We start from the raw sequence: 21,946 nt of genomic DNA on the forward strand, positions 1-21,946 counted from the left end.
TGCGCGCCGGTAGCTTCGCTCGCATTCGCGCCTTTTCCGGATGACCGCCCGCAAAACCATCAGCCTCCTCCTGCCCGCCTACAACGAGGCGGCGAATCTCCCCGAGGTCTTCCGCCGCGTGGAGGCCGTGGCCGCCGTCCTGCAGCCCCGGTATGACGTCGAATTCCTCCTCATGGACAATTGCAGCACCGACGGGACCTCCGCCCTCTGCCGGGAAAAGTGCGCGCAGGACGACCGCTACCGCTACCTCCGCTATTCCCGCAACTTCGGCGCGGAGGCCTCCATGCTGGCGGGCCTCGACCACGCCCGCGGAGACGCCGCCGTCTTCGTCTACACCGACCTGCAGGACCCGCCGGAGCTGATCCCGGAAATGGCGGCCAAGTGGGAGGAGGGCAACGAGGTCGTCTACGGCTTGGTCCGCCGCCGCAACGACTACAGCCTCTTCAAGACCGTCGGGGCGAAGATCTACTACGGCCTCCTCCGCCGCCTGGCCGACATCGCCCTGCCGGAGAACGCCACCGATTTCCGTCTGATGGATCGCAAGGTGCTCGACGCCCTGGGCCAGCTGCGGGAGCGGGACCGCTACCTGCGCGGCCTCGTCCATTGGGTCGGCTTCCGGCAGACCGGCATCCCCTACGACCGCAGCCCCCGCGTCCACGGGGAGACCAAGTATCCCATCTGGACCAGCGTCAAGTTCGGCCTCAACGCCGTCTTCTGCTTCTCGTCCAAGCCCCTCCAGATCGCCACCTACCTGGGCTTCTTCTTCACCCTGCTTTCCGTCGCGCTCGGGTTCTTCTACCTGCTGCTCAAGCTGGCTCCGGCCCTCGGCCTGCCGCTGCCCGCCGACATCGCGCCGCCGCTCGGCGTCACCACCATCGTCCTCCTGATCCTCCTCAACCTGGGGCTCAACACCCTCTTCCTGGGCATCGTCGGCCAATACCTGGCCCGCGTCTACAACCAGGGGAAGCAGCGGCCGCTCTACATCGTCGACGAAAAGATCGGCTTCTGACCGGGCCGGGGGTTCTCGGAAGGCCCGGCGTCCCGCCCGCACCTTTTATGAAACCCAACCGCGTCCTCATCGGCACCTGCCTCGTCGCCGCCCTTGGCGGAACCCTCTTCGGCTTCGACACGGCCGTCATCTCCGGCGTGCAGGACGCGCTGCGGGACCTCTTCCATTTGGACGGCTTCCAGCAGGGGATGGTGACGGCGGTCGCCCTCGTCGGCACGGTGCTGGGCGCGCTCATCGCGGCCAAGCCGGGCGACCTCTATGGCCGCCGCGATTCCCTGAAGGTGGCGGGCGTCTTCTACCTGGCCTGCGCCCTCGGCTGCGCCTTGGCGTGGAACCTGGCCTCCCTCGTCTTCTTCCGCTTCCTGGGCGGTGTGGCCGTCGGCGCCTCCTCCGTCCTGGGGCCGCTCTACCTGGCGGAGATCTCCCCCGCGCGGTGGCGCGGGCGGCTGGTCGGCTTCTTCCAGTTCAACGTCGTCTTCGGCATCCTCCTGGCCTTCCTGAGCAATTACCTCGTCGGCCTCGGGGATTTCGGCGCCCACGAATGGCGGTGGAAGCTGGGCGTGCAGGTCGTCCCGGCTTTCCTCTTCTTCGTCCTCCTCTGGCTCATCCCGCGCAGCCCGCGCTGGCTGGTCATGCGGGGGCACGACGCGGAGGCGCTCCACGTCCTGCGCCTCATCGGGGAGGAAGACCCGGAGCGGACGGTCGGGCGGATCCGCCGCTCCGTCCACCGGCAGCAGGGTTTCCAGACGGAGCCCCTTTTCCGTGCCCCGCACTGGAAGCCGGTCTTCCTGGCCGTCCTGGTCGCCTTCTTCAACCAGGCGGGCGGCATCAACGCGATTTTCTATTATCTGAACCCCATCTTCGCCATGGCGGGATTTTCCAAGGTCTCGGGCGACCTCCAGTCGGTCGCCGTCGGGGGGACCAATCTGATATTCACCGTGGTCGGCATGGCCTTGATCGATCGCGTCGGGCGGCGTCCGCTCCTTCTTTGGGGGACTTTGGGCTGCGGCCTTTGCCTGGCGGGAATCGCCGCGGTTTTCAGCGGTCCGGCGCGCCACGACTTGCTCGTTTGGCTCCTCGTCGGCTACATCGCCTGCCACGCCTTCGGGCAGGGGGCCGTGGTCTGGGTCTATATCTCGGAGGTTTTCCCCAACGCCGTCCGGGCCAAGGGCCAGACCCTGGGCGGGACGACCCACTGGGTCATGGCGGCGCTCATTTCCTGGGGATTCCCGGTTTTCGCCAGGCCCGCCGGCACGCCCGGGGCGGGGCTGCCTTTTGCGGTGTTTGCCCTGATGATGATCGTCCAGATCGTCGTGGTCTGGCGTTTCTTCCCGGAGACGAAGGGGACCTCCCTGGAAGAGGTGGAGGAAGTGACGGCCGCCTGAGGCGGTCCTACTTCTTCGCCTCTTTTTGGTAGGCCTTGATGATCGACTTGAGCAGGCCGGGGAAGCGGGCTTCCAGCTCCTCGCAGCGGATGCGGCTGGCCAGCTCCACGCCCTTGCGCTCGCTGAAGATGATGCCCGCCTCCCGCAGGATCTGGTAATGCTGGGAGCAGGTCGACTTGGGCAGGGAAAGCTTGGCCCGGCTCATCGTCTGGACGCAGTTCACCCCGCACTTCTTCTTCTCCTTCAGAAGCTCGGCGACGATGGCGATGCGGACGGGATCGGAGAGGGCATGGAGGAGGCCCGCCACCGTCACGCTTTCCATTCGGGGGTGTTGCAATGGTCTTATGCTTAGGAAGATAATTCAAATGACTTGCGTTATCAATAGTTCTGTTGTTCGTTAAACAAGAACAAGAATACCTATGCCCTCCCTCTACGATCCCCTCCAGCTCGGCGACTTCCGCGTCTCCAACCGCGTTTTTATGGCTCCGCTCACCCGCTGCCGCGCCTCCACGGGCCGGGTGCCCAACGCCCTCATGGCCCAGTATTACGCCCAGCGGGCTTCCGCCGGGCTGATCCTTTCGGAAGCCACCTCGGTCGATCCGATCGGCGTCGGCTATCCGGATACTCCCGGCCTCTGGTCAGCGGAGCAGGTGGAAGGGTGGAAGCTGGTGACCCGCGCCGTCCACGCCGCGGGCGGGGTCATCCTGGCCCAGCTCTGGCACGTGGGCCGCATTTCCGATCCTCTCTACCTGAACGGGGAGCTGCCCGTGGCCCCCAGCGCCGTCCGGCCGGAAGGCCACGTCAGCCTGGTGCGGCCGATCAAGGAATTCGTCACCCCCCGCGCCCTGGGGCGGGAGGAAATCCCCGGCATCGTCGGGGCCTACCGCAAGGCGGCCCAGCACGCCCAGGAAGCCGGGTTCGACGGCGTCGAGCTGCACGGGGCCAACGGCTACCTCCTGGACCAGTTCCTGCAGGACAAGACCAACCGGCGCACGGACGACTACGGCGGCCCGGTCGAAAACCGCGCCCGCCTCATGCTGGAGGCGGTCGACGCCGCCGTCTCCGTCTGGGGGCCGGGCCGCGTCGGCCTGCATCTGGCTCCCCGCCGGGATGCGCATGACATGGGGGATTCCGATCCCGCCGCCACCTTCGGCTACGTCGCCCGGGAAATGGGGAAGCGGAAGATCGCCTTTCTCTGCGCCCGGGAAAAGACCGGCCCGGACAGCTTGGGGCCGCTTTTGAAGAAGGAATTCGGCGGCGCCTACGTGGCCAACGAGGCCTTCAGCCGGGAAGAGGCGGAGAAGATCGTCGCCTCCGGCACGGCGGACGCCGTCGCCTTCGGCAAGCTCTTCATCGCCAATCCCGACCTGCCGCGCCGCTTCCGGGAGAAGACCCCGCTCAACACGCCGAACGCGGACACCTTCTACCAATACAGCCACCCGGAAGAGGGCTACACGGACTACCAGTCCTTGTAATAGCCCCGTTCAGGTCCGCACCTTGACGATGACGGAGAGGCCGGCGCGCAGCCGGTCCTCGTAACCCTTCGTCGACTCGGCGTCGAAGCGGATTTTCACCGGCACGCGCTGGACGATCTTCGTGAAGTTCCCCGTCGAGTTGTCGGCGGGGAGCAGGGCGAATTGGTTGCCGCTGGCCGGGGAAAAGCTGTCCACCACGCCGGTGAAGGTGTGGCCGGGGATGGCGTCGATGGTCATCTTCACCTTCTGGCCCGCGCGCATGTGGGCCAGCTGCGTCTCCTTGAAGTTGGCCACCACCCACAGGTCCGGCTCCACCACGGCCAGGAGCGTCTGCCCGGCCTCGATGTGGAGGCCCACCTCCACGTTCTTCCGGCCCACCCGGCCGGAGGCCGGGGCGCGGACAGTCGTGTAGTCCTTCTGCAGCTGGGCCCAGGTCAGCTGGGCCTGCGCCGTTTCCAAAGTGCTCTTGTCCTGCTCCCATTCCTCCTTGGAGACGGCCTCTCCCTCCAGCAGGGACTTGTCCCGCTCAAAGTTGAGGCGGGCGCGCTCCTCCTCCCCCTTGCGCTGGCGCAGGGTGGCGTCGTATTCGGCGGGGTCGATTTTCACCAGCTCCTGTCCTTCCTGCACCAGCTCGTTGTCGTCCACCTTCACCTCCTGCACCGTGCCGCTGATGCGGGCGGAGACGTAGTGGACGTGGCCGGTCACGTAGGCGTCGTCCGTCTCCTCATGGAGGAAGAGATCGAGGGCCCAGACCAGGACCGCCGCGCCGGCGACCGCCCCCAGGACGATGAGGATCTTCCGGCGGCGCTCCGGCGGCAGCTTCTGCCAGGCGTTTTGTTTCTTGGGAACGGATGTCATATCAATGGACTTCGGCCTCCACGTTTTGGTTCTTGCCGCCCCGGCTCAGGAGGGCGAGCAGGGGAAGGGTGATGATGAAAAGGAATCCGACGGCGTGAAAGATGTCGATGTAGCTGAGCAGCCCCGCCTGGAGGTTCACGGAGCGGTCGATGGCCGCCAAGGCCTGCTGCTGGGCCATGACGGGGTCCCCGGTGTTGGAGTGGAAGAGGGAGAGGCTGGAATTGAGCCGCCCGGCGTAGTCCGGGTTCAGCTCGCTGACGTGGTAGACCAGCTGGGAGCGGTGGACCATCTCCCGCTTGGAAACTAGCGTCGTGATGAAGGCGATGCCGATCGATCCTCCCAGCTGCCGGGTCAGGCTGAAGAAGCCCGCGGCGGCCGGGATGTCATTTTTCGGCAGGGCGCCGAGGGTGGCGATGGAAAGCGGCAGGAACATGAGGACGCTGCCCAAGCCGCGGAAGATGAGCGGCCAGAAGAACTGATCCTCGCCGGTGTCCGGATTCAGGTTGGCCAGGGAGAACATGACCAGGGCGGTCATGAGGCCGCCGATGCCGATGGTGGCGCGGGGGTCGAGCACCTTGGAGAGGCGCGCCGCTATAATCATTCCGGCGGCGGAGGCGATCGCCCCCGGGATGAGCATGACGCCCGTCTTGGTGGCGGTAAAATTGAGGACTCCCTGGGCAAAGATGGGGACGACGAAAAGGGTGCCGTAGAGCCCCATCCCCAACAGGACGGAAAAGAGGCTGCCCGCCGCCAGGGAGCGGTGGCGCAGCACCCGCAGGTCGACCGCCGGGTGAGGGGTGTGGAACTCATGCCACACGAAGAGGAGCAGCGCTGTGACGGAGAAGAACGACATGGAGCGGATAAAGTCGGAGGAGAACCAGTCCTCCTGCTGGCCCTGCTCCAGCACGGCCTGGAGGCAGCCCAGGCCCACGGCCAATAGGCCGATGCCGAGCCAGTCCACGTCGGCCGTATGGGCGGGGTGTTCCGTGTCCACCTCGTCATGCGGCATGAAGGTGGAGATCATCCACACCGCCAGGATGCCGAAGGGGATGTTGATGAAGAAAATCCAGCGCCAGTTCAGGTTGTCCGTCAGGAATCCCCCCAGCGCGGGCCCGATGGCGGGCCCGGCGATGACCCCCATGCCGAAGACGGAGCTGGCCACCGCCTGCTCGGAAGGGGGGAACGTCTCGAAGAGGATCGCCTGCGCCTTGGCCAAAAGGCCGCCGCCGCCCAGGCCTTGGAAGACGCGGGCGATGATGAGGGTGGCCAGGTTCGTCGCCAGGCCGCAGGCCACGGAGGCGATGGTGAAGGCGACGAGGGAGAAGAGGAAATACTGCTTCTTGCCGAAGCGCTGGCCCAGCCAGGCGCTTAAGGGGATGACGATGACGTTGGCCATGGAGTAGCCGGTGGAGACCCAGCCGATCTCCGAAAGAGTGGCCCCCAGGTTTCCCTGCATGTAGGGCATGGCCACGTTGACGATGCTGGTGTCGATAATCTCCAGCATGGCGCCGAAGGAGGCAGAGAGGAGGATGGCCCACTTCAGCCAGCCCCCGGCGGCGGCGCGGCGGGCCAGGGCCCCCGGCAGGCGGTGCTCCGCGATGGCCGCGGCCCCGCTCACGGGCGGACCCCCCGGATGAGGACGTCGATGCGCAGCTTGTCATAAGCCGCCTGGCTGTAGCCGCGCTTGCCGATGCAGGGCTTGATCGTCTCCGCCAGGAGGAGGCCGGAAAAGAGGTCGAGGAAGGCGGCGCAGTCGACGTCCCGGCGGATCTCCCCGCGGGCCTGGCGGCGCTTCACGTAGGCCAGGAAATCGGCCTTGAGGGGGGCGGCGGCCTCCTCGATCACCTGGCGGAGCGTGCCCGGCTGGCGATTGTACTCGGCCAGGAGAGTGCGGATCAGGTCGGCGGAGTTTTTCTGGCTTTTCCGGTAGTGCGCCGCGTAGCGGGAAAGCATCTCCTCCAGCGGCACGTCCTCCGCCTCGGCCCAGTCGATGATCTGCCTCCGCCCTTTCAGAAAGCCCAGGAGCACCGCCTCGAAGAGGGCCTGCTTCGTGCGGAAATGGCGGAAGAGCGTCACCTCGTTCACCTGCGCGCGGCGGGCGATTTCCTGCGTGGTGGCTCCCGTCCAGCCGGCCTGGGCCAGGACTTCCCGGGCGGCCAGGAGGATGCGGGCGCGGGTGTCGCCCTTGGCTTTCGTCGTGGAGGTGCTCATGTAAGTAATCACTTGCATGCTAATCCGCCTTTTCCCCGGACGTCAAGGGGGGGATGGTTTATGTAGCTATGGCTAACTTTGTCTTGACACACTAATTAGCTGCTTTATGTCCGGTGGATGGTTTTCGCGGAAAAGAAAGGGGTGCGTGCCGCCTGGCGCCGTCAGGCCGGCGTCTCCCTGCCGGAGGTTCACGGCACGATCGACGTGCCGCAGGGGCCTTTCGCCTGGCGTAAGCTCTGGGCGTTTTTGGGGCCGGGACTCCTCGTCGCTGTCGGTTACATGGACCCGGGAAACTGGGCTACCGATCTGCAGGGGGGCGCGCAGTTCGGCTATTCCCTCCTGTGCGTCATCATTCTGTCCAACTTCATGGCCATCCTGCTCCAGCACCTCTGCATCAAGCTGGGGGTGGCGACCGGCCGGGACCTGGCCCAGGCTTGCCGGGACCATTATCCCATGCCGGTGGTCTGGTTTCTTTGGATCCTGGCGGAACTGGCCATCGCGGCGTGCGATTTGGCGGAAGTGGTCGGCTCGGCCATCGGCCTTCAGCTTCTCTTCCACATACCCCTTATCTGGGGATGTCTCATCACCACCCTCGACGTGCTGGCCATCCTTTTCCTTCAGAACAAAGGGTTCCGTTACATCGAGGCCCTGGTCGCCGTCCTTATCGCCACCATCGCGGGATGCTTCGCCGTCGAGCTCTTCTTTTCCAAGCCGCATCCGGACCTGATCCTGCGCGGCTGCCTGCCCACGGCGGAGATCCTTCACAATCCGGGGATGCTCTACATCGCCATCGGCATCCTGGGGGCCACGGTCATGCCCCATAACCTCTATCTGCACTCCTCGATCGTGCAGACCCGCGCGTTTGAGAAAACGTCCCGCGGACGCCGGGAGGCCATTTGGTTCCTGACCTTCGACTCGAGCCTGGCGCTCATGTTCGCCCTGCTGGTCAACGCCGCCATCCTCATTCTGGCGGCGGCCGCCTTCCATTGGACCGGGCATCGGGACGTGGCGGAGATCCAGGACGCCTATCAATTGCTCTCGCCCCTGCTCGGCTTCGGCGCGGCCAGCACCGTCTTCGCCGTCGCCCTGCTGGCCTCGGGGCAGAATTCGACCCTTACCGGCACGCTGGCGGGACAGATCGTCATGGAAGGCTTTCTCCACTTCCGCCTGCCGCCCTGGATTCGGCGGCTGGTGACCCGGCTGATCGCCCTTCTGCCCGCGGTGCTCATCATCGGCATCTATGGGGAAGGGGAGGCGGGGAACCTCCTCATCGCCAGCCAGGTGGTCTTAAGCATGCAGCTGGGCTTCGCCGTCTGGCCGCTGCTGCGCTTCACCGGGGATAGGAAGAAGATGGGGGAATTCGCCAACGGGCCGTGGATGGCGGCGCTGGCCTGGACGATCCTGGCGGCGATCCTGGTGTTGAACGGCAAGCTGCTCTTCGACCTTTTTACGGGTCGGAGCTAGGCCTGCCGGGACTGCTTCACGGCGGGGACCATCAGTAGCCGGTGGACGGCGGGCTGCTGCTTGTTTTCCACCCGCTGAAAGCTGACGCCGTAGCGGTGCTCCGGCCCCTGGGGGCCTTTTTCGAGGAGCTGGGAAAGGTCCTGGTGAAAACCGTGCACCTGCTGGGGGGTGAGGCCCGCGGAGCTTAAAGCCCGGTCCAGATCCCCGTAGGAGAAGGCGTGTTTTTCGGCCAGCGCCACTCCGTCCCGGATGAGCGCCTTGCGGTCGTCCAGGTGGCTGGCGTAGGCCACGGCCAGCATGACCTGGTTTTGGTCATGCGCGGCGCCGTCCCCCTTGGTGCGGATCAATTGATTGCGGGCCGCCAGCTCGGCCGCCTGGCGGTCGGCGTGCGCGTCGGTTTCGCCCAGGACCTTGGCGGTGAGGGGGGTGCTGGCGTTGGCCGCCTTTTCCGCGTTGACCAGGGAGGAGGCCAGGATCTGTTCGTCCAATTCCGCCGTGCGGAACCGGAGGGCCCAATCCAGGAGAGCCTGCTCCCGAGGGGAGCGGGGAAAAGGGGCGGACATGGGAGAGTTGTTATCCGTCTTTTAAGCCAGCTGCTGAAGCTGCTGTGTGGCGGCCTGCAGCGTGGCGGCGGGCGGGCGATGCTGGATGACGCTGAGGGAGGCCCGGTCGGTCCGGGTCTTCAGATCCGCCAGAAAAGCGGTGACGGTATCTTCCGGCACGCGGTGGGAGGCCAGGAAATCCTTGAAGGCCTGGGGCGGAAGCTCCAACGCCACGGCGCTGCGGGCGTCCAGTTCCCCGGAGCCGTACCATTCTTGAAGATTGCGGTTTTGTTCGGAAGTGAGCTTCATGACGGCGGGAAAGCAAGTTCAGTGCCGTGAAAAGAGAGCTTGGTAAAAAATAAACCGGCGCTGGCTTGCTTTATGCTTTTACCCCCTCAAACCTATAAAAATCCAGCGAAAGGAACGCATGAAAAAATGGTTATTGTGTGCGGCGTTACTAGGGCTTCTGCCCAGCGCGGGATGGGCATACAGCACGATATATTGGTACATCCCGTCGTTTACGGGATGGTCTCCCTCCTCCAACTCGTTGCCTAGCAATCCTGCTGTCCAGGGCAAGTCGGTCTACATCGGCTCCAGCCAGATTTATTTTAATACCCAAAACAACTCGGGCATGCCGGTCTCTTACTATCAGGCGGACTACGCGCGCTACATTGGGTACGGCTCGGCGGGAGGCGTCGGCATCACCACGTCCGAAGCGCACGGCTCCAGCAACGTCCCCTATGGAACTTGCGTGACGACCAATGTCGATTCGGGCTGGTTCGGTTCCCACGGCTTTCCGGGCTTCGGCAACCGCCAGATCACCAGTAACGGCATGTTGGTCTATACGATGACCACGCTGTATTCTTCCACCTCCGGCTCTTTCAATACGACTTGGGAAACCCATCCCACCGTGGTCCCGGCGGCCTGGGTGGATCTGAACGACTTGACCAAGAATTCGGCCGATGCGCCGCTTCCCCTGGGCAATTTGGCTGTCCAGCCTGCGGAGCACGATAACCTGGCCGTCACCTGGAGACTGCAATGAACGGCGTGCTGAAACTTCTTCTGGCGGGCGTCCTATGTGGGGCGCTTCCCGTGGCATCGATGGCGGCGGGGTACGCCGTCCAAGGGCAGACGATCTATGCGGGAATGTCCAGCGTGGCCAACAACGGCGCCACCGTGAGCCTTTCCAACGGGGGGAGCTACGTCGTGGGCGGCAGCGACATGTATATCGGCTACGGGCCGACGGGTGGGGCGGGAGAATGTACCACGCTCCATGACGGGGTGAGCGTGAACGTCACCTATGCCGGCAGCGGCCGGACTATGAGCGGGGCCGGGCCGGGATGGTTTTCCGCCGCCAATAGCTGCCATTCCCAAAATGACAGCGCGTGGGGAGCCAATAAGATCTACGACTACGCGTACGTGGACGTGTCGACGAATTACGGAGAAGCGGGGGAGCAGGTCGTTACCAATTACGGTCCTTACATCCAGGTTGGAACGGCTCCGGATCCTCAAGAGCAGATGCCTAACGTCAGCGTCCAGACGAGCGCGGCCGGCGGTATCCTGGTTTATGAGAACACTTTGTTGGCCACTTCCTCCACGCCCATGTTGGGGGGCGTCGTCACGGGGGGCGGCTATCTTGGGGTCAACCCCAGCAGTTCTTACGGCGTGGTGCCCGGCCCGTGCGGCATGTTCATCGACTTTGGCGACTGCCCCACCAACCAGGCTCCCCAGCCGATTCCTACCGGCACGCTTTCCCTGTTGAGCGGAGAAGCCAAGAACGGAACCCCCGTTTCCTATCACTGGAGCGTCGAATAATGAAACACGCCGCATTTCTCACCGTCGCCCTCGCCGCCCTGCTCCTGCCGGTGCCGGTTAGGGCTGCTACTTCCTACGTTTTGCAGGGCCAGTCCGTGTACGGTTACTTCTCCGGAGGCTACCTTTTCACCCCATGCAGCTATTCAGCCGGAACGGCCAACTACGGGGCCACGCCCATAACCGGCCAAGTATTGACCACCAACGGACTGATCACGAAGGGGTCGGTGGGAGGGTGGGGAAACTTCGGTGGAGAGGGGCTGGACGTTGGCACCTTCGCCGGGGCGGGCTACTCCTGGGTGGACATCAACGACATCACGGTGCAGCAGGGCGGATCGCCGCCTCAACCGCCCACAGGCAACCTGATCCTGGACAAGAATTCCGGCGGCGCGGGCGGTGTGAACCTGCAGTGGAGCGTCGTCGCGCCGCCGGCTTCCTAGCCGGGACCTATCCTTCCGCCGGGCTGAACTGGGAAACGCTCAGGCGCAGCTCGGAATTTCCTCCCGTGCGGAGGATGTCCTGGCTCGTCGTCTTGCCGTAGGTGGCGCCGCCTTCCACTTTCACGCCGGGCTTTTGCCGCAGGGACATCAGCATGAGCTCCGCCGCGGAGGCGGTGTTTTGGCTCACGCGGACCACCAGGTTTTTCCCCTTCCAGATCCGGTCGGCCTGGGTGGACATCGGCTTCTCGCGGACGCGGCCCACTTCGTCCCGGTATTTCCACACCACGCCGATGGGGCCGGGACCTTCCAGCATGCCCAGGAGGTCGATCGCCGCGTCGGTGTAGCCCCCGCCGCACTCGCGGAGGTCCAGGATCAGCGTCGGCGCCTGGGCGACGGGCGCCAGCAGCGTGCCGCAGGTCCCTGCCGTGCCGCGGTCAAAGTGGGGAACCCGCAGGACCGGCGCGCCCTTTTCCTTTTCGAGGCTCGGCTGCGCTTCCTGGAAGACGATGTCCCGCGGGGAGGCGGTGTAGCTTTGGGTGGCGGTCCGCAACGTCACCTGCCGGGCGTTGCCGATCCGGGCGGCCAGATCGGCCCCCCGGGTGGAGGGCAGATCGACGGCCTGGCCGTCGATGAGAAGGCCGATGACCTCCATGCCGGGCTTGAGGCCCGCCTCTTCCGCGGGAGCCTTGGGGACGACCATCTCCACCTTCAGGCTGCCGCCGGGGCCCCGCTGCTCCGCCCAGCGGACGCCGATGCCGTGTAGGCGGCCGGAGAGGTAGGAGTTCCACTGGCGGCTGTCGCCCGCCGTTTCCCACAGGGCGTATTTGTCCCGCCCTTTAAGCCAGCCGTTGATCAGGGCGCTGAAGAGAATGGAGTCGCTCACGGGCGCCTTGGCTTCGGCGGCCAGCTTGCGGGCGAAGTCGATTTGGCCCTGGCGCAGCCCGCTTTCCCCCGCTTGAAAGGCGGGGAGGGAGGCCTCCTTCACCTCCGGAGAAACGGCCGGGTAATAGTGGCCGATTTCCTCCCAGAAAAGATCCCGCCATTTCGCGGCGTCCAGGGGGCGGTCGGAAAAGAAGTCCTGGTCGAAGAATCGGTTGGTGATTTCCACCGCCAGGCGCGGGTAATCGAGGGGGGCTTCGGCGGCGCGCGCCGGGCGTGCGGCAAGGAGGAGAAGGCAGAGAAGGGCCAGCCCCTTCATCGGACCTGGAAGGTCTCGTGGAACAGCGTTCGTTCCTTCCAGCTCTCGGGCCGCTGGCTCGCCTCGCCGATGGGGGACTTGTAGATCACTTCCACCCGGTAGGAGCCGGGCTCCAGCTTCAGGGAGGAAAGCTCCTTCCATAGGTCGAAGTCTTCCCGCTTGGAATATTCCATCAGCACCTGGCGGTGGACGGGGACGCCGGCCACCGTGCGGACCAGGTCGACGTGGGCGACGCCTTCCGGGTGCAGGTTGCGGCCGATGACGGTGAGGGTGGGCAGGGGCCTGTGCAGGACGGGATGGTCCCCCAGATTCCAGCCGATGCGCGGGCTGGGCAGAACCTCGATGCCGTTCTTGGCCAGGAGCACCCACTTGCCGTTGCGCTTTTCGAAAAGGCGGAAAACGTCGCGGCCCTTCAGGTTCTCCGCCTTCACCGTGACGGAGAAATAATGGGAAAACTTCCAGGAATTATAGTGTTCCAGCGGGGTGCCCAGCGGGTCCTCGCCGTCGGCGGTCAGCAAGTATTCACCCTGCTTCGGCACCTGCACGTTGATGAAGAGCGGGGCGCCGTGTTCCGTCCGGCCGGAGCGGGTCGCGTCGGACGTGTCGAAGTCGATCTGCGCCAAGCCGCCCCCGGGGAAGATGGTGCGGCTGTTGATGAGCGTCCAGTGGGTGTGTCCCCACGGCATGCTGTAAAGGTCGAAGCGGGAGCCCGCAGGGTCGATCGGCCAGACGCTTTCGGCGGTGCCCTGGGGTTCCACCACGCGGTCGACGCAGTAGCCGGTGGAAAGGTCGACCTGCCGGACGACGGTCCAGCGGGAGTCGAGCTGGGACTTGATGAGGGACTTTACTTCTTCCGGGTCGGATCCGCGGGGCGTCCCCAGATTGGGGGCGGAAGCGGGTTTTTCCGCGGCTACGGCCGCGGCACCCAGGAAAAGGAGGAGAAGGGCGGCGCGCTTCATGGCGTGATGCGGGAGATGGGGTTCCAGTCCTCGTCGACGACCACTGCCGCGCGGGTGGAGTCGGGTTTGATCGCCTCCCATTGGGCGCGGGTCAGCGTTTGGCCCTTGCACTTGGCGATAATGACCTCGATCGCGCCGTTGGAGGTGCGCAGCAGCGTCTTGGCGTCGATGAACTTGGAATTCGACGGCAGGTCGGTTTCCGTGAAGAAACGAAGGGCCTCGTCCGGCGCCCAGCGGCCGGGCTGGGGCTGGGTCTTGGCGGGGCGGGGGCGGGTGTTCGGGTGCTGGCTGACCGGTCCCGGCGGTGCGGGCGGCAGGGCTTTGCCCTCCTTGCCGTTCGCCGCCTTGGGAGCGGAAGGTTTGGAAGAGGAGGGCGTCTGGGCGGCAAAGCTCGTGCCGGGCGTGTGGGCCGCGTTGCCCGCCGGCGGCAGGATGGTGCCGCTGGGATTTCCCGTGGCCCGGGTGGGCCGGGGGGGATATTGAATGATGCTGCAGGCGGGAAAGACGGAGTAATCGTAATAGCTGCCCGTTCCGCGCAGCACGGCCAGGATGACCTGCCCGCTGTAGAAGGAGAGCTCCTCCGGTTTCTCCGTGGAAAGGGCGCCGCCGGGAACCTGAAAAGCGCGGCCGGAGGGGAGATCGCCGCCCCGCGCCGCCTGGCGCTTCCACGCCCAGCCGAGTCCGGCCACGAGCGCCAGGACGATGACGGTAGTAATCCAGAAAGGGCCGGAGCCTCGCCGTGAAGAAATCGGTGCCATCCCTGGGGATTGGTTTTAAACAAGAGCCGCTTCCCAAGTCAATGGCGACGCGCGCCGCAGCAAACTTGTCGCCAACGCGCGCGGGATAGGCTATGAGAATACGTAAGAAGCATGTCCGCCGATAAAGAGGCCCTTTCGGTATACGTCGTCCGCCACGGCATCGTTCTCATCGACGCGCTGAAGCGCTGGGTCGATCAAACCCCCAACCTTTCCGCCGCGGAGCTTCTCGTCGCCCGGTCCGCGTTCATCCAGGAGCGGACGTGGTGGGAGCAGTTCGGCAGTGACGCGGGCATGCCCCGCCACTGGCCCTCCGGCGCTCCTTCCTCCCTGCCGGAAGAAACCTTCAACGGCCCCGGCCGCCTGCTGCTCAAGAGCCATCCCGCCGTCCTCCTCCAATGGAAGCCCTTTCCCATCCTCGGCGTCATCGATCCTTTCAATGAAGGAGCCCTGCGCGCCTGGTGCCAGAAACACCTGCCGCAGACGCCGGGCGTCCAGCTGGAGGTCCGCACCGTTTCCCCCCACTTCATCGACGCCTGCCGCGCCCATCTCCAGGGCCTGCCGGACCCGGACAAGGGCCCGGTGCCGCCCCCGCTGCCGCGGCCGAGCAGAGTCGACGTCGCCGCCTGGGCCGCCCTGTGCGAGATGAATCCCGAAGGCGTCTCCACCTGGCAGGACCTGGCGGGCACCATCGCGGAGTCCTTCCTCATGGACACCCTGCCGCCGGACTTCCTGGTCTCTGCCGTCCCCATCGAAGGGATCGAGGAAGCCATGGTCGTCCAGCGCTCCGACACCGTGGCGTGGCTCGTCACCGCCCACGCGCACGACCGCCGCATCGTCGACAGCGCGCTTCAGCACCTCGGCATGCGGGTCATCCCCTTTGCCATCCCCCCGGAGGACTTCCGGCGGCTGAAGGAAACCTTCGTCCCGCAAATCGTCGTCGAGAGCGACGTGCGGGCCACCAGCGCCTGGGACATCGACCCGCAGCTCGATCCCGACCTGGCCGGCATCGAGCTTTACCGCAAGCTGATGGGCGCCGCCGTCCGCGCCGGCGCGTCCGACATCCACCTGGATCCTAAGGAGCGGCGCGTCCGCGTCCGCTTCCGCATCCACGGTGAATTGACGGAGCAGGCCCCGCTAAACCTCCACCTCCACCAGATCCTCCTGCGCCGCCTGAAGATGCAGGCCGGCATGCGCCACGACGTCAAGGGCGCCATCCAGGACGGTTCCGGCGAGTTCGAGACCGACGAAGGGGAGGTGACCGAGCAGCGCTACTCCATCGCCGTCGTCAAGGGCGGCGCGGAAGCCGTCGTCATCCGCCTCCTTTCCCGCAAGCTGCCGAAGCTGGAAGACGTCCACCTGGACGCCGCCAGCCGCCGCGCGATCGACTGGTTCCTGGAGGGCGACGGCGGCATGTTCGTCATCACCGGCCCCACCGGCAGCGGCAAGACGACGACCCTCTACGCCTGCCTTTCCAAGGTCGACGTGCCCGAGCTGAAGATCATCACCGTGGAGCACCCGGTGGAAAAGCACCTGCCCGGCGCCGTCCAGATCGACGTGCGGGAGGACGGCGAAATCACCTTCAAGGCGGCCCTCAAGGCCGTCGTCCGCCAGGACCCGGTACATCCTCATGATCGGTGAAATCCGGGACGACGAAAGCGCCGCCATCGCCATCAACGCGGCCCTCACCGGCCACAGCGTCTTCTCCACCATCCACGCCATCGACCCCGTCGGCGTCCTGGAGCGGCTTTGCCAGAGCTTCAACGTCGACCGCATGACGGCCGCCCAGGCCCTGAAGCTCGTCCTCTCCCAACGCCTCGTCCGCCGCCTCTGCCCCCTCTGCAAGGAAGTCACCCCGGCCAAGGCGGAAGACCTCCGCTTCTTCCCGGAGACCGACATCGCCAACCCCGTCTCCGCCCGCCGCGTCGGCTGCCCCGCCTGCCGCCACACCGGCTACGCGGGCCGCGTCGCCATCGCGGAAGTCCTCATGTTCGATCCCGTCATGGTCGCCCTGGTGGAAAACCGGGAACCGGCCAGCGTCCTGCGCGCCCGGAATCGGGAACGCGGCTTCATGCCCCTGGGCCAGCAGGCCAGCATCCTGGCCCAAACCGGCGAAATCACCTTCGCCGAGGCCAAGCTCCTCCTCCCCACGGCCCAAATTTGACCGTTGCTACTTTTTACGCATGAGACTATAAGAACGCCGTGGGGCGTCTTCTAGCTCTAACGGTCGTTTTTTGTCTGGTCTCCCTTTCCCTGGGGGTGGCGCAGGAATTTCCCCCCGCGGCGGAAATCGCCGGGCCGCCCCCCACGGAAAAGCTGATCCGCAGCATTCGCCTCTTCGACGGCCTCAACTTCCCGCCCGAGGCCGACGGCACCCTCCAGGACGCCCAGCACACCGCCGGCCAAGTCGTCGTCTACCCGCGCGTGGAGGAGGGGATCACCCTCCCGGAAGTCTTCCGCCCCCGGCGGGACGAGCTGGAGCGCCGCCTCCAGCCCTTCCTCAACAAGCCGATCAACCCCAACGCCGCCCGGCGCCTGGCCCGCCTCATCCAGGAAAGCATGGAAAGCGCCTTCCAATGCCCCGTCCGCGTCACCGTCCGCACCCAGAACGGCGTGGCGGACTGCCTCGTCACCCGCTTCAACGACAAGCTGAAGACCGCGGACTACTCCGTCATCGAGGTCGGCCCCCAGGTCGAAGACCTTTCCTTCTCCACCTCCTCCGTCGCCCCGCTGCCCTCGCGCGGGCGCGGGGAAATCGTCGTCGCCCAGCCGATCTTCGACGGCGGCCCCAACGGCACCCCGCACGAAAAGGTCACCGCCCTTCAAGTCGCCCTCCTTCAGGTCATGGACGACCTCCATAACCTGCAAAAGGTGAGCGACACCGTGCCGGAAAAGATGAAAGACCCCCGCCTCATCGCCACCTACCGGGAAGACCGCAAAATGATCAACGCCACCCTGGGCCTCGTGCGCGGCCGCCTGGAACGCCTGGACGAAGACTTCCTCCCCGGCCACCGCCACCTCCCGGAGGCCGACATCGGCATGCGCGGCGCCCGCGTCGAAAGAATCGTCATCACCGACCGCCCCTGGTGGGACCCGCCGCGCGTCGGCAAAGGGCCCATCGACGTCGACGTGCAGGGGCCGGTCAGCGTCGTCACCGTCAAAGAACTCTTCAGCCCCATGCTGGACACCTGGTATGACGCCCAGCGCTTCCGCGCCCCCCTGGACGTCCTGGCGGGCATCTACGCCCGCTCCGTCGGAAAGACCCCCAGCCACTTCATCGCCATCATCCCCCAGCAGGATCTGCGGAAGGGGCAGCTCCTCATCAACATCGTCCCCGCCGAGGAAGCCTGGATGGACGCCTCTCCTCGCTAACGGCTAACTCTCCAGCGGGCGGATGTCGTCCGCCTCCGCCATCGTGCGCAGGTGGCCCAGCGCGGAAAGATAGGCCTTTTGCCGCCGGGCGCCCATACGGGCGCGGCGATGCCGGGCCGGCTCCCCCTCCAGGCCGAATTCCTCCTCCAGCACCTGCCGCTCCTTTTGCGTCAAAAGCCCCAGCGCGTGGTGGATCCAGGTAAACTCCTCGTGGCGGCAGGCCGTCTCCGCGATGTCCGGAGCGGGGTCCGCCGGGCTGGCGTAACTCTGGCGCGGCGCCGCGTACTCCTCCGTGAATTCCTCCTGGATAATGGCGAAACTCATCCCCCCGACGACCGCCGCCACATGCCGCGCCATACCGCCGGCCACCAACTTCTCCACCGTCTCGGCGGCATTGCGGCTTTCCTTGCCCGCCTTGCGCCGCGCCTCGTGCGCCCAAGCCGGGATCCGGATCGGCTGCGGAATGTCGAAGCGGAACTTCCCGATCATATTGTAAACCTGCGGCACGCAGTAATCGGTGAAGCGGACACCCCGCGCGGGATCATACTTGGCCAGCGCCCGCATCACGCCATACCAGCCGTGCTGGATGCCGTCCTCCAGGAAGAGGCTTTTCGATCCCAGGAAATACTCCGCCACCTTGCGCCGCGCGGGCAGAGTCAGCCGCGCCAGCCACTCCAGCGCCTCGGCGGAACCTTGCCGTGCCGCTTCCACCCGGGGCGCTTCCTCCTCCACCAGCCCGTGGTAGCGGGCGCGCTGTTCGGCCGAAAAAGGCAGGGCGTGAGCCATGCTTTGGAAGCAGCTTCGTGCATGCCAAGTCCCGTGGCCTAAGTAATCTCCCTACAATAGAAATATATTTTCCGTAAAAAAATGCTTCGCAAATGCGAAATGAAGTGACATAAGAGTCCGTCTCTATGTTTCGGCGGCATTGGAGTTTATTTTTCTTAGTCCTGGTCCTTGTGACCAGTGGAACCTTTGCCTCTGCGCAATCCCGCTCCACAGCGCAAACAGGGCGCGCCAACGCCAACTCCCGGAACACCAATTCCAACGCGAACGGCGATGCCGACGCGCCCACGCAGATCCTCAGCGTGCAGCCCAACCCGGCCAGCCCGAATTTGGCACCCGCCGCCCTGACCCCCACGCCGCCGGTCAGCACCGTCACCGTGCCCAGCGGGCAAACCGGCGCCACCCGCGGCCTGGTCCCGGCCGACGTGCCGATGGTTGACAGCCCCACGCTTGGCGACCAAATGGCCCCCGCGCCGCAGCCGTCTCCTTCCAGCGCCCCGGCCCCCGTTCCCGGGGAGGGAGGCGTCCTCCGCCTGCGCCTGGCCCTGCATGAGCTGATCCTCCTCCAGCAGGCGGCCCATGAGGCGGGCGGCGACATCCGCATTTCCATCGACCCCGTCGGCATCACCACGGAAGACCTCATCGTCCCGCTGGCGCGCGATCCCGAGTTCCTGGTGAAGAGAGAAGGAGACGTCATCATCGTCAGCACCCGCAGTCCGGACGCCGTGGCCATGCAGATGCGCCAGGAAGTCCAGAAGCTGGAAGACCGCCGCCGCGCCTTGCTGCAGGACATCTCCGTCCTGGAGCGCCTTTCCAACTCCAAGACGCCGCTGCCCTCCCAATCCCAATAGCCGCGCATGATCCGCTTCCGCTTCTCCCTCTGTCTTTTGTGCGCGGGGGTGCTGTCGGCGGCTCCGGCCAGCTGGGGGCAAACCGCCCCGGCCTATCCGCAAACCGACCAATACGCCGCCCTGCCCACGGCCTCCAACATCACGACGACTCCCGGCCAGGCCAATCCGAATGGCATGCCCACTCCCAGTCCGGCGTTGACCACCGTTCCTCAAACCTCCTTGTTCCCTTCCGTCACGGACTACGGCAATCCCGAAGGACCGCAGACCAGCAGCATCCTAAACGAGGAGCGGGATGCGCAAAACCGTGGTCTCAAGGAAATCATGCGGCCTCCCGTGCCGGTCGTGTTCACCCCCTATTCCAGTCAGAATCCATACGCCAACGAGAATCCCTACCCCAATCAGGTTGTGGGCGATGGAGCGGCAAGCGCCTCCGCAACGGCGGCTACCTCCGGGAATCTTCGCGCGACGGGCACGGCCGCGGCGGCCAATGCGAGCCAAGTCGGCCTGCCCACCGTCGATTTGAACGCCTCCCAGCGCTCCGCCCAGGTTCCGGTCATTGCGGGGCCTAACGGATTGGGGCAGCTTCCGTCTGGCGCCATCACAACTTACGGGCCTGGCAGCCAGGCTCCTGTTTATGGTCAAAACCCCTACGCCGGACAGGGGGTTGTTCGTGGTGCCGGAGGGCTTCCGGGAATTACCTCGCAGAACGGCGTGGGCATGCCTGCCTCCTACGGAGGGGCAACACCTCCTGGGACGGCTCAACTTTCCCAGGGCTTTTCTGGCAACGGCGTGAATAGTGGCGGAAGCATCCCGGCCGATTACAATGCCGCCCTTGCCGCGGCGCTCCAGGCCCTACGCAACACCGGAGCAGCGGGCGGAAGCCGCTCGGCAGCTGACCGAGCCCCCGCTTCCGGCTGGCAGGCCCTCCCCCCCGCTGGAGCCTCGGCCGCTCTGAAGAATGTCGCCAAAGAGTCCATTGTCCCTCCCTTTACCATTTCGGCCGCTTCCCGTTCTTTGGACCTGAGCCGCATTTGGTGGTCTCCGGAGCTGCTTTCCATTCGCATCGGCCGGCCGGCCGGGGGAGGGGAAGGAGTGGTGGTTCCTTGGCGGCGTTCTCCCGCCGGATTTCCTGCCGCGATTTTGATCGCTCGCCTTCCCACCATCGAAAACCGGCAAATCATCATTAAACAGGCTGTTTCCATGATGTGGGTCGATAACAGCTGGATTGCGGAAGGTTCCTCGATGGCTGTGGTCCTGCGGGAGAAAAACGGGGACATGAAGACTCTCATCACTCCAGCCGATGGGCAGGGAATGTGGCGAATCCGCCTTACTAAAGGAGATACCGTGGAAGTGTGGCGGTGGATCGGGACCGCCTTGAACGGTTGCCGTGCTCCTTTGGCGGAAGAGCTGAACAATGAAGAACTTCGGCAGCTTCTCATCAATTCCGGCGAGGTGGTGTGGCGGATTTCCCCCGCACCGGGAACTTCCAAAACATAATTTTTCCCCCAACTTGGCGTTGTTTAAGCTTATCCTCCTGTAGAGTATTGGAACCAATGCCACCTCTTTTCCCCGAGCAGCAAAACCGCCTTGAAAAGTTTATTAACGGCTCTAAATAAATAAGTAATTTGGCAGTCTTTAAGCGCTTTTTTTGGCAATCCCCCAAAACCCAACACCAACACCATATGATGAAGTTATTGAATGTTCGCTTTCTTAATCGGGTCGTTTTCTATCTGACCCTTTCCCTGGTGGTTCTGTCTTTGACGGACTCCGTCATGGCCCAGGGCGCCGGTCAGCTGAATGTCACCGATGCGCTGGAGAGCACCACTGCTAACTACTGGTTCGCCAACCTCTTCAAGGCGATTCAGAACTTCGCGGGTATCCTCCTGGTTATCGGCGTGGTTATCGCCGGCCTGCTGTGGATGGCCAACAAGCCTCAATTTGCCATCGGCGTGCTGATCGGTTCCGCGGTCGTCTTCGGCGGCCCCTACCTGGTCGGTCTCATCAACGGCGGTCTCGGCAGCGGCGTCACTGGCGGCGTCGGCTACTAAGTCCTCTGGTTTTCTGCTCGGAATCCTTCCGCGTCGCCCGGTTGCGGGCGCCGCGGAAGGTTTGCGGAAAACCCTTCTGAATTCTCTCCCCCCCCCCATTATGCGTTTTCCTCTTTCGGCCATGATGTGCCTCACGCTCTTTGGGGGGCTTTTATTTGCGCCTCTTTCCAGGGCGCAAGCGCAGTCCGATACCAATTTCACCACTAGCCAGACGGCTGAGGTGGTGGGTTCTTTTGCGGCGGGAGGTAATCCGACCCCCCTCCAAGGGACAGAAGCGACCGGGGTTCAAAAGAATCAGTTTTTTAACCTCCTCGCCTCCCTTCACAATTTCGGCATCGTCCTGATGGCGATCGGCATCGTTGTTGCAGGCCTGTTTTGGATGGGCGGCCGGCCTCAGTTTGCCATCGCCACACTAGTAGGTTCCGTTGTTCTCTTCGGGGCCCCTGCGTTTGTCGGTTTGATCAGCAATGCAGTTCCGGATGGATACGGCGGGGTAGGCACGGCCGGAGTAGACGTGCCCTCTTACATTACGGATACGTCTTCCATTGAATACGTTGTGGCCTACGTCATCATCCGCATCCAAAACACCGTTCAAGGGCTTTCCGTTATCCTTTGCGCCCTTTACGGCACTCTTTTGGGTATCGATGCTCTTTTAGGCGGTCTCGATTCGGCCCGTCTTAATTCCTTCATCATTGGCGTTATCGTCGTGATGAGTTCACCTTTTCTTGTGCAGGTCTTCAGTTCCGTCTTTAATGGGTGAGGTAAAGGAGTCGCTCCTTATCTC

General features: G+C 64.7%; 24 protein-coding genes. 14 read left to right on the top strand and 10 right to left on the bottom strand.

What is annotated here, in order from left to right; genetic code table 11:
- Positions 1-40 precede the first annotated feature (40 nt).
- Both PW734_00915 and PW734_00920 read left to right on the top strand, forming a co-directional pair.
- Positions 41-1,009, top strand: coding sequence for a glycosyltransferase family 2 protein (locus PW734_00915; protein ID MDE1169763.1), 969 nt, complete (start codon positions 41-43; stop codon positions 1,007-1,009).
- Complete coding sequence (locus PW734_00920; protein MDE1169764.1) at positions 1,006-2,394, top strand: sugar porter family MFS transporter; 1,389 nt, start codon at positions 1,006-1,008, stop codon at positions 2,392-2,394. Before PW734_00915 ends, PW734_00920 begins: the two co-directional genes overlap by 4 nt.
- A 7-nt stretch (positions 2,395-2,401) precedes the next feature.
- On the opposite strand, the gene PW734_00925 is transcribed toward PW734_00920, so the two are convergent.
- The gene (locus tag PW734_00925) at positions 2,402-2,716 is read right to left on the bottom strand and encodes a helix-turn-helix domain-containing protein (protein MDE1169765.1); all 315 of its coding nucleotides are present in this window, start codon (positions 2,714-2,716) and stop codon (positions 2,402-2,404) included.
- Positions 2,717-2,813: 97 nt separating this feature from the next.
- Between PW734_00925 and PW734_00930 the strand changes: the two genes are divergently transcribed.
- Entirely contained in the window at positions 2,814-3,869 is a 1,056-nt protein-coding gene (locus PW734_00930; GenBank protein ID MDE1169766.1) for an alkene reductase, read from the top strand.
- Between the two features lie 9 nt (positions 3,870-3,878).
- On the opposite strand, the gene PW734_00935 is transcribed toward PW734_00930, so the two are convergent.
- The 3 genes from PW734_00935 to PW734_00945 are packed head-to-tail and all read right to left on the bottom strand — an operon-like array spanning position 3,879 to position 6,956.
- A complete protein-coding gene (locus PW734_00935; protein MDE1169767.1) occupies positions 3,879-4,727 on the bottom strand; it encodes an HlyD family secretion protein in 849 nt (282 codons plus the stop codon).
- A gap of 1 nt (position 4,728) precedes the next feature.
- Positions 4,729-6,345 carry a DHA2 family efflux MFS transporter permease subunit gene (locus tag PW734_00940; GenBank protein MDE1169768.1) on the bottom strand — a complete coding sequence of 539 codons (1,617 nt, stop codon included), beginning with the start codon at positions 6,343-6,345 and terminating at the stop codon, positions 4,729-4,731.
- Entirely contained in the window at positions 6,342-6,956 is a 615-nt protein-coding gene (locus PW734_00945) for a TetR/AcrR family transcriptional regulator (protein MDE1169769.1), read from the bottom strand. The genes PW734_00940 and PW734_00945 overlap by 4 nt, the downstream gene beginning before the upstream one ends.
- Positions 6,957-7,079: 123 nt before the next feature.
- On the opposite strand from PW734_00945, the gene PW734_00950 reads away from it, so the two are divergent.
- On the top strand, positions 7,080-8,402 hold the full coding sequence (locus tag PW734_00950) for an Nramp family divalent metal transporter (GenBank protein MDE1169770.1): 1,323 nt from the start codon (positions 7,080-7,082) through the stop codon (positions 8,400-8,402).
- On the opposite strand, the gene PW734_00955 is transcribed toward PW734_00950, so the two are convergent.
- Positions 8,399-8,965 carry a hypothetical protein gene (locus PW734_00955; GenBank protein MDE1169771.1) on the bottom strand — a complete coding sequence of 189 codons (567 nt, stop codon included), beginning with the start codon at positions 8,963-8,965 and terminating at the stop codon, positions 8,399-8,401. The two genes, PW734_00950 and PW734_00955, sit on opposite strands and share 4 nt — an antisense overlap.
- Before the next feature lie 21 nt (positions 8,966-8,986).
- Positions 8,987-9,253, bottom strand: a complete 267-nt coding sequence (locus tag PW734_00960; protein MDE1169772.1) for a hypothetical protein — start codon at positions 9,251-9,253, stop codon at positions 8,987-8,989.
- A gap of 118 nt (positions 9,254-9,371) precedes the next feature.
- Between PW734_00960 and PW734_00965 the strand changes: the two genes are divergently transcribed.
- From PW734_00965 to PW734_00975, 3 genes are read left to right on the top strand one after another with little or no spacing between them, the layout of a single operon-like run.
- A complete protein-coding gene (locus PW734_00965) occupies positions 9,372-9,986 on the top strand; it encodes a hypothetical protein (GenBank protein MDE1169773.1) in 615 nt (204 codons plus the stop codon).
- A 5-nt stretch (positions 9,987-9,991) separates the two neighbouring features.
- A complete protein-coding gene (locus PW734_00970) occupies positions 9,992-10,759 on the top strand; it encodes a hypothetical protein (GenBank protein MDE1169774.1) in 768 nt (255 codons plus the stop codon).
- Positions 10,759-11,196 carry a hypothetical protein gene (locus PW734_00975; GenBank protein ID MDE1169775.1) on the top strand — a complete coding sequence of 146 codons (438 nt, stop codon included), beginning with the start codon at positions 10,759-10,761 and terminating at the stop codon, positions 11,194-11,196. The genes PW734_00970 and PW734_00975 overlap by 1 nt, the downstream gene beginning before the upstream one ends.
- A gap of 7 nt (positions 11,197-11,203) precedes the next feature.
- On the opposite strand, the gene PW734_00980 is transcribed toward PW734_00975, so the two are convergent.
- Genes PW734_00980 through PW734_00990 form a run of 3 tightly spaced genes read right to left on the bottom strand, consistent with a single transcriptional unit; the run spans position 11,204 to position 14,111 of the window.
- Positions 11,204-12,394 (bottom strand): S41 family peptidase, encoded by a 1,191-nt coding sequence (locus PW734_00980; protein ID MDE1169776.1) that lies wholly within the window; start codon positions 12,392-12,394, stop codon positions 11,204-11,206.
- On the bottom strand, positions 12,391-13,353 hold the full coding sequence (locus PW734_00985) for a hypothetical protein (protein MDE1169777.1): 963 nt from the start codon (positions 13,351-13,353) through the stop codon (positions 12,391-12,393). Before PW734_00985 ends, PW734_00980 begins: the two co-directional genes overlap by 4 nt.
- Positions 13,350-14,111 carry a hypothetical protein gene (locus PW734_00990; protein ID MDE1169778.1) on the bottom strand — a complete coding sequence of 254 codons (762 nt, stop codon included), beginning with the start codon at positions 14,109-14,111 and terminating at the stop codon, positions 13,350-13,352. The genes PW734_00985 and PW734_00990 overlap by 4 nt, the downstream gene beginning before the upstream one ends.
- 111 nt (positions 14,112-14,222) lie before the next feature.
- On the opposite strand from PW734_00990, the gene PW734_00995 reads away from it, so the two are divergent.
- The 3 genes from PW734_00995 (at position 14,223) to PW734_01005 (ending at position 17,480) form a co-directional block, all read left to right on the top strand.
- A complete protein-coding gene (locus PW734_00995; protein ID MDE1169779.1) occupies positions 14,223-15,749 on the top strand; it encodes an ATPase, T2SS/T4P/T4SS family in 1,527 nt (508 codons plus the stop codon).
- Positions 15,739-16,272, top strand: coding sequence for an ATPase, T2SS/T4P/T4SS family (locus PW734_01000; GenBank protein ID MDE1169780.1), 534 nt, complete (start codon positions 15,739-15,741; stop codon positions 16,270-16,272). Before PW734_00995 ends, PW734_01000 begins: the two co-directional genes overlap by 11 nt.
- Positions 16,273-16,367: 95 nt before the next feature.
- A complete protein-coding gene (locus tag PW734_01005; GenBank protein ID MDE1169781.1) occupies positions 16,368-17,480 on the top strand; it encodes a hypothetical protein in 1,113 nt (370 codons plus the stop codon).
- Positions 17,481-17,483: 3 nt separating this feature from the next.
- Here PW734_01005 and PW734_01010 read toward each other — a convergent pair whose 3' ends face one another.
- Positions 17,484-18,266 (bottom strand): sigma-70 family RNA polymerase sigma factor, encoded by a 783-nt coding sequence (locus PW734_01010; protein MDE1169782.1) that lies wholly within the window; start codon positions 18,264-18,266, stop codon positions 17,484-17,486.
- 170 nt (positions 18,267-18,436) lie between these two features.
- Between PW734_01010 and PW734_01015 the strand changes: the two genes are divergently transcribed.
- The 4 genes from PW734_01015 to PW734_01030 all read left to right on the top strand — a co-directional run bounded on the left by PW734_01015 (position 18,437) and on the right by PW734_01030 (position 21,922).
- Positions 18,437-19,114 (top strand): hypothetical protein, encoded by a 678-nt coding sequence (locus tag PW734_01015; protein ID MDE1169783.1) that lies wholly within the window; start codon positions 18,437-18,439, stop codon positions 19,112-19,114.
- Positions 19,115-19,120: 6 nt separating this feature from the next.
- Complete coding sequence (locus tag PW734_01020; GenBank protein ID MDE1169784.1) at positions 19,121-20,611, top strand: hypothetical protein; 1,491 nt, start codon at positions 19,121-19,123, stop codon at positions 20,609-20,611.
- A 185-nt stretch (positions 20,612-20,796) separates the two neighbouring features.
- Entirely contained in the window at positions 20,797-21,162 is a 366-nt protein-coding gene (locus PW734_01025) for a TrbC/VirB2 family protein (protein MDE1169785.1), read from the top strand.
- Positions 21,163-21,262: 100 nt separating this feature from the next.
- The gene (locus tag PW734_01030; protein MDE1169786.1) at positions 21,263-21,922 is read left to right on the top strand and encodes a hypothetical protein; all 660 of its coding nucleotides are present in this window, start codon (positions 21,263-21,265) and stop codon (positions 21,920-21,922) included.
- Positions 21,923-21,946 lie beyond the last annotated feature (24 nt).

This window comes from Verrucomicrobium sp. (assembly GCA_028283855.1).
Taxonomy (GTDB): domain Bacteria; phylum Verrucomicrobiota; class Verrucomicrobiia; order Methylacidiphilales; family GAS474; genus GAS474.